This is a genomic window from Flavobacterium sp. 21.1 (assembly GCF_057801535.1).
In genome coordinates, this window is the sequence record NZ_JBYNXA010000003.1 from 291,729 (window position 1) to 304,608 (window position 12,880).

11 protein-coding genes are annotated in these 12,880 nt (G+C 40.6%); 8 read left to right on the top strand and 3 right to left on the bottom strand.

What is annotated here, in order from left to right:
- Positions 1-2 precede the first annotated feature (2 nt).
- Genes AC3E9U_RS08080 through AC3E9U_RS08090 form a run of 3 tightly spaced genes read right to left on the bottom strand, consistent with a single transcriptional unit; the run spans position 3 to position 2,175 of the window.
- The gene (locus tag AC3E9U_RS08080; protein ID WP_488746396.1) at positions 3-428 is read right to left on the bottom strand and encodes an OsmC family protein; all 426 of its coding nucleotides are present in this window, start codon (positions 426-428) and stop codon (positions 3-5) included.
- 22 nt (positions 429-450) lie between these two features.
- A complete protein-coding gene (gene rsmI / locus AC3E9U_RS08085; protein ID WP_488746397.1) occupies positions 451-1,128 on the bottom strand; it encodes a 16S rRNA (cytidine(1402)-2'-O)-methyltransferase in 678 nt (225 codons plus the stop codon).
- Positions 1,129-2,175 (bottom strand): DUF8457 domain-containing protein, encoded by a 1,047-nt coding sequence (locus AC3E9U_RS08090; RefSeq protein ID WP_488746398.1) that lies wholly within the window; start codon positions 2,173-2,175, stop codon positions 1,129-1,131.
- A gap of 191 nt (positions 2,176-2,366) precedes the next feature.
- On the opposite strand from AC3E9U_RS08090, the gene AC3E9U_RS08095 reads away from it, so the two are divergent.
- From AC3E9U_RS08095 to AC3E9U_RS08130, 8 genes are all read left to right on the top strand, one after another.
- Positions 2,367-2,993, top strand: coding sequence for a thymidine kinase (locus AC3E9U_RS08095; RefSeq protein ID WP_488746399.1), 627 nt, complete (start codon positions 2,367-2,369; stop codon positions 2,991-2,993).
- Positions 2,994-2,996: 3 nt separating this feature from the next.
- Positions 2,997-5,432 carry a bifunctional UDP-N-acetylmuramoyl-tripeptide:D-alanyl-D-alanine ligase/alanine racemase gene (locus tag AC3E9U_RS08100; RefSeq protein ID WP_488746400.1) on the top strand — a complete coding sequence of 812 codons (2,436 nt, stop codon included), beginning with the start codon at positions 2,997-2,999 and terminating at the stop codon, positions 5,430-5,432.
- Between the two features lie 85 nt (positions 5,433-5,517).
- Positions 5,518-5,943, top strand: a complete 426-nt coding sequence (mscL, locus tag AC3E9U_RS08105) for a large conductance mechanosensitive channel protein MscL (protein WP_488746401.1) — start codon at positions 5,518-5,520, stop codon at positions 5,941-5,943.
- A 154-nt stretch (positions 5,944-6,097) separates the two neighbouring features.
- On the top strand, positions 6,098-7,087 hold the full coding sequence (locus tag AC3E9U_RS08110) for an aspartate-semialdehyde dehydrogenase (protein WP_488746402.1): 990 nt from the start codon (positions 6,098-6,100) through the stop codon (positions 7,085-7,087).
- An 81-nt stretch (positions 7,088-7,168) separates the two neighbouring features.
- Entirely contained in the window at positions 7,169-7,519 is a 351-nt protein-coding gene (locus tag AC3E9U_RS08115; protein ID WP_488746403.1) for a hypothetical protein, read from the top strand.
- Between the two features lie 59 nt (positions 7,520-7,578).
- A complete protein-coding gene (locus tag AC3E9U_RS08120; RefSeq protein ID WP_488746404.1) occupies positions 7,579-9,783 on the top strand; it encodes a TonB-dependent receptor in 2,205 nt (734 codons plus the stop codon).
- Positions 9,784-10,055: 272 nt separating this feature from the next.
- A complete protein-coding gene (locus AC3E9U_RS08125) occupies positions 10,056-12,128 on the top strand; it encodes a prolyl oligopeptidase family serine peptidase (protein WP_488746677.1) in 2,073 nt (690 codons plus the stop codon).
- A gap of 70 nt (positions 12,129-12,198) precedes the next feature.
- A complete protein-coding gene (locus tag AC3E9U_RS08130; protein ID WP_488746405.1) occupies positions 12,199-12,876 on the top strand; it encodes a carboxypeptidase-like regulatory domain-containing protein in 678 nt (225 codons plus the stop codon).
- Positions 12,877-12,880: the final 4 nt, after the last annotated feature.

Sequence of the window (12,880 nt, forward strand, 5' to 3'; positions counted from 1 at the left end):
ATTTAGTTGTGATGATATACTATTTTTATTTCAACTTTAGCAAACTGGCGGAACATTTCCATCACACCGCAATACTTATCTACAGACAAATACACGGCTTTTTCCAGTTTCTTTTCGTCAAGATTTTTTCCGTAAAAATGGTACTCCACGCGTACGGTATGATAGGTTTTCGGATGTTCTTCGGTTAAATCGCCTTCCGTGTCGATTCTGAATTCCTCGACATCCAGTTTCATTTTTTCAATCAGCGAAGTTACGTCCAACCCCGTGCAACCGGCCAAAGACGACAGCATCATGGCTTTTGGTCTAAGTCCGCTTCCTTCTCCTCCACTGTCCGGTCCGGCGTCCATAGTAATGATATCACCGCTGGGATTATCCGATTCAAATTTCATTTTCCCTTTCCAGGTAGTTATTACTTTATGTGTATCCATTTCTATTTAAAAATTCAAAAAATTATTTATTTGTCTTGCCACCCACAATTACCACGATCTCCCCTTTTGGTGGTTTGGCTTCGAAATGTTTTAGCACTTCTTCCGCTGTTCCGCGCACGGTTTCTTCGTGTAATTTCGACAACTCTCTCGATACCGAAACCGGTCGGTCCGCGCCGAAATACTGCACGAATTCCGCCAGGGTTTTCACTAATTTATGAGGTGAAACGTATAAAATCATCGTGCGCGTTTCCTCAGCTAATGTCAGATATCTTGTTTGGCGGCCCTTTTTATCAGGAAGAAAACCCTCGAACACAAATTTATCATTAGGCAAGCCACTGTTCACCAAAGCCGGTACAAAAGCAGTTGCTCCCGGCAGGCATTCCACTTCCAAGTTGTTTTCCACACAGGCTCTTGTCAGCAAAAATCCGGGGTCGGAAATTGCCGGAGTCCCGGCATCGGAAATCAATGCGATATTTTCACCGGCCTGCAAACGCTTCACGATATTTTCAACCGTTTTGTGCTCGTTGTGCATATGATGGCTCTGCATGTGCGTGGCAATCTCAAAATGCTTTAGAAGTTTTCCGCTGTTTCGGGTGTCTTCGGCTAAAATCAGGTCGACTTCCTTCAAAACTTTAATGGCTCTGAAAGTCATGTCGTCCAGATTCCCAATCGGCGTCGGTACTAAATACAATTTTCCCATTTAGGCGAATTTATGCTCTATTAATTCCATAAAACGCGAACTGTATTCGTCTTTCCCCTGCCAGTCATTATAATCGGGTTTCACAAGATCGTCGATAAAACTTTTGGCTTCATCCAGTGTATTAAAAGTGTTCAACTGAGATAATACGCGATTCAGATCTTCTCCGCTTCCTGCGAAAAGATTTTTCTCAAAAGCGATGCGGTCGTTTAAACTAAGCGTAATCGTTTTGTTGAATTTTTCGTTCAGCGATAAGGCTTTATATTCGGCTTTTTCAGATTCAATTTCTTTTCGGATACTTTCCAAAGGTCGGTGATTAGACGTTTCTTCCTCCACTACTTTGTCTTTGGCAGGTTTTACTTTTACCTCATCCACTTTTTCGAAAACGGTTTCCGTTGCTTTTTCAACTTCTTTCGGAACATCGTCTACTTTAACAAAATCCGCTTCATGATAAGTATCCCCCAACAATTCCACAAAAGAAATTTGTTTTGGTTCGTCCTTTTTCTCTTCTTTTATTTTTTCCTTACTTTCCTCTGCGACCGGTTCAAAAAGAAGTTCTTCAGCTTCTTCCTTAGTTGCTTCTGCCACCACAGGTTCTTCTTCGGCAGTCGGTTCTTCAGCTTGCTCTTCCTGAACGACCGGTTCTTCTTCCGTTGATACCTCTTCTTCCGTTACAGTTTCTTCTGCAATTATAGGCTCTTCAGTATCCAAGTCCTCTTCCGTTATAGCTATTTCGCCAACCATTATCTTTTCATCTTCAACCTGAACTTCAGAAATAGGAGTACTGACTTCTTCCTGAACAGCAACTGCAGCCACTACCGGTTCTGCGTCCGCTTTCTTCTCATCAGCCTTCTCCATTTTTTCTTCCAGAACTTCCGGAGCCAATTCTGTTTTTAATGCCTCGATATTCTCTTGGTAAAAACGGAGAACAGACAGATTCTCATATAATTTCTGGGCTTCCTGATGCAGCTGAACCACATCGTCCCTGTTTTTCATCTTTAAAATTCGGTGCGCAATACTGATTAATTCGGCTTCTAATTTTTTCTTCATAACTTTTGAATTTATATGGAGTAAGGCAATTCTTATGCTGTTTTTTCAATGTTTTTTATTTTGTCAATGGAAAGAACCTTTGATAATTTTTTCTACATTTGAAACAATATAAAAAACAGTAAAATTTACGTTGGTTTGTTTGAGTTACAAATCTAATCAGAAATTTTTCTGTTACGTCTGAAAATTACAAAATGTTTCTCGAAAATACAGTAAATCACAAAGAACAATTTGGATGGATCGAAGTCATCTGCGGCTCAATGTTTTCCGGTAAAACCGAAGAGCTGATCCGTCGTTTGAAAAGAGCCCAATTTGCAAAGCAAAGAGTGGAAATTTTCAAGCCCACCATCGATACCCGCTACCATGACGAAATGGTAATTTCGCATGATGCCACTGAAATCCGCTCCACACCTGTTCCGGCAGCGGCGAACATTCGTATTCTGGCCGATGGTTGCGATGTGATCGGCATTGATGAAGCACAGTTTTTTGATGATGAGATTGTAACTGTTTGTAATGATCTGGCCAATTCCGGAGTGCGAGTAATCGTAGCCGGTCTGGACATGGATTTTAAAGGCAATCCGTTTGGTCCCATGCCCGCGCTTATGGCTACGGCCGAGTACGTAACGAAAGTACACGCCGTATGCACCCGTACCGGAAATTTAGCCCACTACAGTTTCAGAAAAGCAAACAACGACAATTTGGTCCTTTTAGGCGAAACCGAAGAATACGAACCTCTTAGCCGTGCGGCTTATTTCAACGCGATGCGAGAGTCGCAGGAAAGCGAAACCGTTCCGTCCGAAAAAATTAAAACGCAAGACTAAATTTTGAGTTTATCCCTTCACAATATCGTCCCGGTCATTCACGCCAAATGGTTAGGGGTCGACGAAACCTGTCTGATTGACAATGTTTCCATTGACAGCCGCTCATTGCAGAACAACAACAGTACGCTGTTTTTTGCTTTGGTGGGACACAACCATGACGGCCATCAGTATATTCCTGACCTGATTGAGTCGGGCGTTCAGTATTTTGTGGTGAATCGCGTGCCGGAAAAACTTGCCAACAAAGCCAATTTCCTGCTAGTGGAAAACACTTTAGTGGCTTTACAACAGTTTGCCTCTTATTACCGCAAACAATTCGATTTCCCCATCGTGGGAATTACAGGCAGTAACGGAAAAACCATTGTAAAAGAATGGCTGAATTTTCTGCTGAGTCCGGAATACAATATCATCCGAAGTCCGAAAAGTTATAACTCGCAGGTGGGTGTTCCCCTTTCAGTTATCGGAATTAACGAACGTCATAACTTGGGTATTTTTGAAGCCGGCATATCGCTTGTTGGGGAGATGGAAAAGCTGGAAAAAATCATTCAGCCTACCCTCGGAATTCTGACCAATATCGGTTCGGCGCACAATGAAGGATTTGCTTCGGAAGAGGAAAAAATCAGCGAAAAATTAAAATTATTTCAACATACGGAAATCGTAATTCTGAAAAAAAACGAGAAGATCGAAGCGCTTCTGCCTCCTTCTGCCAAAACGTTTACGTGGAGTTATGATGATACTTCCGCAGACATCTTAATTTCTGAAAAAGGAAATTCCACTTTAGAGATTCAACAAAAAGGTGAAAAATTCCTTGCTGAAATTCCGTTTCACGATAAAGCATCCGAAGAAAATGCGATTACCTGCATAATGGTTTTACTGCATTTTGGCTATGATCAAAAAACGATACAAGAGCGAATTGCCAATCTGTATCCGGTCGAAATGCGGCTTCAGGTGAAAAACGGAATCAATAACTGTACGATCATCGACGACAGTTACAGTTCCGATTACCAATCGCTGAAAATTGCATTGGATTTCCTGGAACAACACAAAACCCATAAAAAGAAAACCGTCATTCTTTCCGATATTTTTCAAAGCGGGTTTCCCGTAGAAGAATTGTATTCGAAAGTATTCCGACTGTTAGCTCACAATAAAATCGACACCGTAATCGGAATCGGAGAAAGCATTGGAAGCCATTTAAAAGACTATCCGAATTTTATTTCGTTTGCGACAACACAAGATTTCCTGCTGCAATTCAACAGCTCGCATTTTTCCAACGAAACCATTCTGATAAAAGGAGCGCGTAGTTTCCAGTTCGAGGAAATTGTCGTGGTATTGGAAGAGAAAACCCATGAAACGGTTTTGGAAATCAATCTGAATGCGATCAGTCACAATCTGAATTACTATCGTTCGAAGCTGAAACCGTCTACGAAAATGATGGCGATGGTGAAAGCGTTCGGTTACGGAAGCGGCAGTTTTGAAATCGCAAAATTGTTAGCGCACCATAAAGTGGATTATTTGGGTGTCGCTTTCGCCGATGAAGGAATTGCACTTCGCAACGCCGGAATCACCATGCCGATTATCGTAATGAATCCCGAAAACAGTGCTTTTGCTGCCATGGTTGCTTACCATTTGGAACCGGAAATATACTCGGCTTCGGTTTTAAGGAAGTTTATCTTTCTGGCGCAACAAAAAAACCTGTCCAATTATCCGATCCATCTGAAACTCGACACCGGAATGCACCGCCTTGGTTTCGAAGAAAAGGAATTGGATGAACTTATCGGCTTATTGAAAAACAACAACTTTGTTTCGGTAAAAAGTATTTTCTCGCATTTGTCCTCAAGTGATGTACCGGAATTCAGGGATTTTACTTTGGAACAGATTCAGAAATTCGATTCATGGTCTACCCGACTGATGCAGGAACTGAATATTGCACCTATCCGACATATTTTAAACACTTCGGGGATTTACAATTTTGCCGGGCATCAGTTTGATATGGTTCGTCTGGGCATCGGTTTGTACGGCGTGGGCAATGATCCTGAAGAAATGAAACATCTGGAAACGATTGGTACACTCAAAACCATTATTCTACAGATCAAAGACATTCCGGTTGGCGACAGTGTAGGTTACAGCAGAAAGTTCAGGGTGACTGAGCCAACACGAACCGCCACCATCCCAATTGGTTATGCCGATGGGATTCCGAGAAGCTGGGGCAATGAAAAAGGATATGTAATGGTGAACCATCAAAAAGCCCGAATTGTAGGCAACATTTGCATGGACATGTTAATGATCGACGTTACTCATATCGATTGCCGGGAAGGTGATACGGTAATTGTCTTCGGAAAATCACCGCGAGTTACCGAATTGGCAGAAGTCATTGGCACCATTCCATATGAAATTTTAACCAGCATTTCCCATCGTGTAAAACGTGTTTTTTACAAGGAATAACGCACTTTTTTGATTCAAACACCAAAATGTAACCAAAATTTCACTAATTTAGTTTCAAAGGCATTTTTAACTAAAAAACGAATCTATGGGATTTATATCGGAGTTTAAGGAGTTTGCCATGAAAGGCAACCTGGTTGACATGGCAATTGCATTTGTTATGGGAGGCGCATTTGGGAAAGTGGTTACCGCTTTCGTTGAGAAAATGTTTGCACCAATTGTGGGTATCATCATGGGTGGCTTGGATCTCAACGACCAGAAATATGTTATTACAAAAGCAGTTCCCGAAGTCAAAGATGCTGCAGGTGCAGTGGTTACTCCTGGTGTCGCCGAAGTGGCCATTCAATGGGGCGCTTTTATCACCGCTTTAATTGATTTCATCATAGTTGCTTTTGTGATGTTTCTTATCATCAAAGCTATGAACAAACTGAAAAAACCGGAACCGGCTCCTGCCCCATCAGGTCCGACTCAGGAAGAATTATTAGGAGAAATCCGCGATTTGCTGAAAAAATAATCCGCTACACAACATATTCTAACTTAACCGTCCGATTGGGCGGTTTTTTTTATTTGCAAAATAATTCTTGTGATATTTTTTTGTTATAACTTTTTAACATCATTATTAATTACTTTTGCAGTTCGTAATAACACACTAAAAATCAATACGTAAAATGAAAGTAGCCGTTGTAGGTGCCACCGGTATGGTAGGCGAAGTGATGCTTCAGGTTTTAGCGGAAAGAAATTTCCCGATTACAGAATTAATTCCCGTAGCTTCAGAAAGATCTGTAGGAAAAGAAGTTGAATTCAAAGGCACTAAATATAAGGTAGTTGGAATGCAGACCGCAGTAGACATGAAGGCGGATATTGCTGTATTCTCAGCCGGAGGAGACACTTCAAAAGAATGGGCTCCGAAATTTGCGGAAGCAGGAACAACAGTGATCGACAATTCATCTGCCTGGAGAATGGATCCAACTAAAAAATTAGTAGTTCCTGAAATCAACGCTTCCATTTTAACTAAAGAAGATAAGATCATTGCTAATCCAAACTGTTCTACTATTCAGATGGTTATGGCTTTAGCGCCGTTACATAAAAAATACGACATCAAACGAATTGTAGTTTCTACTTACCAGTCCATTACAGGAACGGGTGTGAAAGCAGTTCAGCAATTGGAAAATGAGTACGCAGGAATCAAAGGCGAAATGGCGTATCCTTACCCAATTCACCGTAACGCAATTCCACAGTGCGATGTTTTTGAAGACAACGGATACACTAAGGAAGAGATGAAATTGGTTCGCGAAACACAAAAAATCCTTGAAGATAAAACGATCGCAGTTACGGCTACAGCTATCCGTATTCCTGTAGTTGGCGGACACAGCGAGGCGGTTAACGTACAGTTTGAAAACGATTTCGACGTTAACGAAGTGCGTTCCATCTTACACAACACCCCAGGCGTTACCGTTCAGGATAACCTGGATACGAAAACTTACCCGATGCCAATCTATGCACAAGGAAAAGACGATGTTTTTGTTGGTCGAATCCGTCGTGATGAAAGTCAGCCAAACTCATTGAACATGTGGATTGTTGCCGACAACTTACGCAAAGGAGCTGCAACCAATGCAGTTCAGATTGCAGAACATTTAGTAGCAAACGAATTGGTATAATTCCGATTTACAGCATATTGAAATCCGTTTAACGTAAAAGTTAAACGGATTTTTCTTTTCTGTTCCGTATCTTTGTGTGGAATGAATAAGAAACTGCAACATTTCAGCCTTTCTTTACTGATTGCATTATTGTTCGCAATATTGTTTCAATCAGCGCATTCGTATGAGCATTTAGTAAAACAGCTCACCGAAAAACAATGCCATCACAAGTACAGCACTTCCAAAACTGAATTCTCACACAGTCACCACGAATTCGATGACTGTTTCTCCTGTCAGTTCGCCTTCAGCAATTACATTTCGGTTGAATTTTTCACTTTCGATTTTGTAAAAACGATTGAAAGCAAACCACTTCCTTTTTCACTTACGGAAAAGCCCATTGTCTTTTCGGGCAACTTCCTTCCGCTTCGGGGACCTCCTTGTTTTATTGGATAATTGTTTCAGTCGAAGAACATTCGGCGCAAATTCTTGTACAATAATTCAATGCAAATCATATGAAATATTTTTTAACCGTCCTATTTTTGGGGCTTTCACTCATTGCGGTCGGCCAAAACACGCTTTCCGGCAGCATTACGGACCATACCGGAAAACCTGTTGAAAGCGCGACAGTTGCCATTCCGGAACTACATAAAGAAACCATTTCCGATGTTAACGGAAAATACAAGTTTACCGATTTACCCAACGGAAATTTCAACGTAACTTTTTCCTGTATAGGCTATGCCAACAAAACCCTTTCCGTAATTCTCGGACAACAAAACCCGCTTACAAACGTCGTACTGGAAGAAACCTCGACCCACATGGACGAGATGATCATTTCTACCGTTTTTAACAAACTACAGTCGCAAAACGTAATGAAAGTTGAACATCAATCAATTAAACAACTGCAACAAAAAGGAGCGGCTACTTTGGCTGAAGGATTGGCAACCATTCCGGGAGTTGCGCAGATATCCACAGGAACTTCTATAGGAAAACCGGTCATTCGCGGTTTAAGTGGCAATCGGGTTCTTATCTATACTCAAGGTATTCGCATGGAAAACCAACAATTTGGTGAAGAACACGGTTTGGGCATGAGCGATGCCGGAGTGGAAAGCGTTGAAGTCATCAAAGGACCGGCCTCCCTACTTTACGGATCTGATGCATTGGGTGGTGTTTTGTATTTCAATCCCGAAAAATTCGCCAAAGCCAATACATTTTCCGGCAATTTCAATCAGAAGTTGTTTTCCAATACACAGGGAAGCAACTCTACTTTAGGCATCAAATCTTCCTCTGACAATTGGAAATTCCTGACAAGAGCGAGCTATTCCACCCATGCTGATTATGAAATTCCGTCAGGCGAAAAAGTAATCAACACCCGATTTATCGAGAAAGATTACAAAATTGGCTTAGGCTATTCCAATACGTATTATAATTCGGAATTCCGGTACAATTATAACAACTTAAACATCGGTTTACCTGAAGAAGGTATTTCCGATGCACATTTCCGAACCCCTTTATATCCGAAGCAAGATATCGATAATCATCTTTTGAGTTTACATCAGAAGTTTTTCTTCCGCAATTCAAAACTGGAAGCCGATTTGGGATACACTTACAACAATAGAAAAGAATTGGAAACTGCCGATGATATAGCACTCCACATGAAATTGAAAACCACGAGTTACAATGTAAAATACTATCTGCCCAAATTTGGAAATCTGGAAACTATAGTTGGTGTACAGGGATTACACCAAAGCAATGAGAATAACGGTAGTGAACTGCTGATTCCCGATGCCATCACAAACGACATTGGATTTCTGGCAACGTCCAATTACGAATGGAAATCCCATACTTTTCAGGCCGGAATACGTTTTGACAGTCGGAAAATAGATTCTGAAACTCATGGAATAGTTGGTGAGGAAGGTTATTTTGAAGCCCTGAACAAAAATTTCGAAAGTTTCAACGCTTCATTGGGATACAAAACAAAATTACTCGACAAGCTGACGCTTCGTGCCAATATGGCTACAGGATTTCGTGCTCCTAATTTAGCAGAGCTGACTTCCAATGGCGTTCACGAGGGAAGTAACCGTTATGAGGTCGGAAATCCCAATTTAAAAAACGAACAAAACCTGCAGACCGATTTGAATCTGGAATATGGTAACGCCCATTTTGAGTTCTTCGCCAATGGTTTTTACAATCACATCAACGATTACATTTTTCTTTCACCAACCGGAACTGCCATTGATGGTAATGACGTATATGATTACATTCAGGGCAATGCGGCGCTTTACGGTGGGGAAATCGGCATTCACTATCATCCTCACCCGCTGGATTGGCTTCATTTAGTCAGCAGTTTTGAGAGTGTGACCGCCAAAAAAGAAAACGGCGATTATTTACCCCTGATTCCCGCGAATAAATTCTCAAATACCGTGCGTACCGAATTCGACATTCAAAATTGGTTGAAAAACGGTTATGCCTTGTTTAATGTGGATTATACGTTGGATCAGAACAACGTCAGTTCGTTTGAAACCGCATCAAATGATTTTACGCTGCTGAATTTAGGTTTCGGAGGAAATGTTGTTCTGGGAAAAACCAAATTCGATCTTTCCCTTAACGCCAATAACTTATTAAACAAAACATACATTTCGCATTTGTCACGATTAAAAACGGACGGCATTCCGAATATCGGCAGAAATATCATTTTGGGACTAAATTTCAATTTTTAATCGTTTCTGAAACTCCGATGGTTTTTACGGTGAAAAAACTTTAATTTAAAATTTAACTATATTTGAGAAACTTAAAAAACAAACAATGAAATAGCCATCAATAAATTGTTTTGCATTAGCAATTAAATAATCATCGAGATCCGCTGAAAATAAAATACTGCGAGATAAACTCCATGAAATAAAAAGGCGATACCGTATATGACCACTAAAAAATAAAATTCACATATATGAAAAACATAGCAACTGCAACTGCTGTAATCTGTAGTTTAACCATGAATGCACAGGCCCCGAAAAATATCGGAAAGATCAACTATCCTCCGACAAAAAAAGTCGAACATACCGACATCTATTTCAACACCAAAATAAATGACCCTTATCATTGGCTTGAAGACGACCGTTCTGCTGAAACGGGTGCATGGGTAAAAGCACAAAACAACCTGACGTACGATTACCTGAGAAAGATACCGTACCGTGACGCCATTAAGGCACGAATGGAAAAACTTTGGAATTACGAGAAAATTTCGGCGCCTTTCAAAGAAGGATATTACATGTATTACTATAAAAATAATGGCTTGCAAAATCAGTCTGTTTTATACCGAAAAGATGCTTCCGGACATGAGGAAATCTTCTTAGATCCAAATACATTTTCTAAAGATGGAACTACTTCTTTAGGCGGACTGGATTTTTCGCGTGACGGCTCCAAAGTGGCTTATGCTATTTCAGAAGGCGGAAGTGACTGGCGAAAAGTGATCATCATGGATGCGTATTCCGGAAAAGTCTTGGAAGATACTATTGTAGACGTAAAATTCAGCGGTGTTTCGTGGAAAGGCAACGAAGGCTTCTACTACTCCAGTTATGATAAACCGAAAGGAAGCGAACTATCGGCAAAAACCGATCAGCATAAATTGTATTATCACAAATTGGGGACGGCTCAAAAAGACGATAAAGTAGTTTTCGGCCTGGATCAAAAAAGAAGGTATGTGGGCGGAAGTGTTACGGAAGACGACAGGTATCTTGTAATTACAGCGGCAAATTCGACTTACGGAAATGAGTTGTACATCAAAGATCTTACGAAGGAAAACAGTCCAATAATTACTATTCTGGACAACTTCGACACGTCAAGTTATGTTATTGAAAACGAAGGCAGCAAATTGTTTATCGTAACCGATATGAAAGCGCCGAACAAAAGGATCGTTACTGTTGATTTTTCAAATCCGACACCGGATAACTGGAACGATTTCATACCCGAGACCGAAAATGTATTATCCCCTTCTACCGGTGGCGGTTATTTCTTTGCCAATTATATGAAAGATGCCGTTTCTGCCATTTTACAATACAATTACAAAGGAGAACTGGTTCGTGAAATTTCCTTACCGGGTCTTGGAACAGCCGGAGGTTTCGGCGGTAAAAAAGAAGAAAAAACACTTTATTATTCGTTTACCAATTATATTACACCGGGAACCACTTATTCGTTCGAAGCAGACTCGGGAAGTTCTGCGATTTATGAAAAACCGAAAGTGGATTTCAAGGGCGAGGATTACGTTTCCAAACAGGTTTTCTATACTTCAAAAGACGGAACCAAGATTCCAATGATCATTACCTACAAAAAAGGGTTGAAACTTGACGGTAAAAATCCGACCATGTTGTATGGTTATGGCGGCTTCAGTGTGAGTCTGACACCGACGTTCAGTATTGCCAACGCGATTTGGATGGAAAACGGAGGGATCTTCGCCGTTCCGAACTTGCGTGGCGGTGGTGAATACGGTAAAAAATGGCACGATGCCGGTACAAAAATGCAAAAGCAAAACGTATTTGACGATTTCATAGCCGCGGCAGAATACCTTATCAAAGAAAAATATACCACTCCTAATTATTTAGCGATAAGAGGAGGTTCAAATGGTGGTTTATTGGTAGGCGCTACAATGACACAGCGTCCCGACCTAATGAAAGTAGCATTGCCGGCCGTAGGTGTTTTGGACATGCTTCGCTACCATACTTTTACTGCAGGTGCCGGATGGGCTTATGATTATGGAACTTCGGAAGAATCAGAGGAAATGTTTAAGTACATCAAAAAATATTCTCCGGTACACAACGTAAAAAAAGGAGTTCAATACCCGGCCACCATGGTTACTACAGGTGATCACGATGACCGCGTAGTTCCGGCGCACAGTTTCAAATTTGCAGCCGAATTACAGGACAAACAAAGCGGACCAAATCCGACGTTGATCCGTATTGATATCAATGCAGGACATGGAGCCGGAAAATCCGTAGCTGCCACGATTCAGGAAAATGTGGATGTCCAGGCATTTACACTTTACAATATGGGAATTAAACAACTCAAATAAATTTTACAAATTGAAAATCCGCTTAAATAAGCGGATTTTTTTTATCTTACAATCACAAAGAAAAGTAAATATGAAAAGTAAATTCCTTCTAAATATTGAATCTCCATGCTCTGAAGATTTTAATAAATTCAATCCTACTGCAAACGGTGGATTTTGTAATGCCTGCAGCAAAGAAGTAGTTGATTTCACAAAATTACCCGCGGAAGAAATCGTCGCTTATTTCAACAGAGAAAAGAGCAAAAATGTTTGCGGAAGATTTAAAACGGAACAAATTAAAATGCATAATGAAGCAGCTTTAAAAAAGAAAAACAGGATTAGCTTTCTAAGTGGGATTGGCCTTGCCTGTATTTCGTTTTTTAGCAGCTCCATGATACACGCTCAGGATAGTAAACCGGAAAATAAATCGGATGGTAATAACCTAAAAACAGAAGACGACACTAAACAAAATCTTTTCACCGTAAAAGGAGTTGTCATGGAAGGAGGCTTGCCTTTACCAGGAGTAAGTGTTGTACTTCAAGGGACACCAAAAGGAGTACAAACCGATATGGACGGGAATTTCGTATTTCCTGAAAAACTTAAACGAGGTGATGTTCTGCAATTTAGTTTTATTGGGATGGAATCCAAAAAAGTAATCATTGACCACGGAAGTTCTGATTTAAAAATAGATTTAAATGTACAAATGGACTCCTGTACTTTTATAACAATGGGTAAAGTAGCTAAAAAAGGAGTTTATTCTTCAAAGAAATAATTGC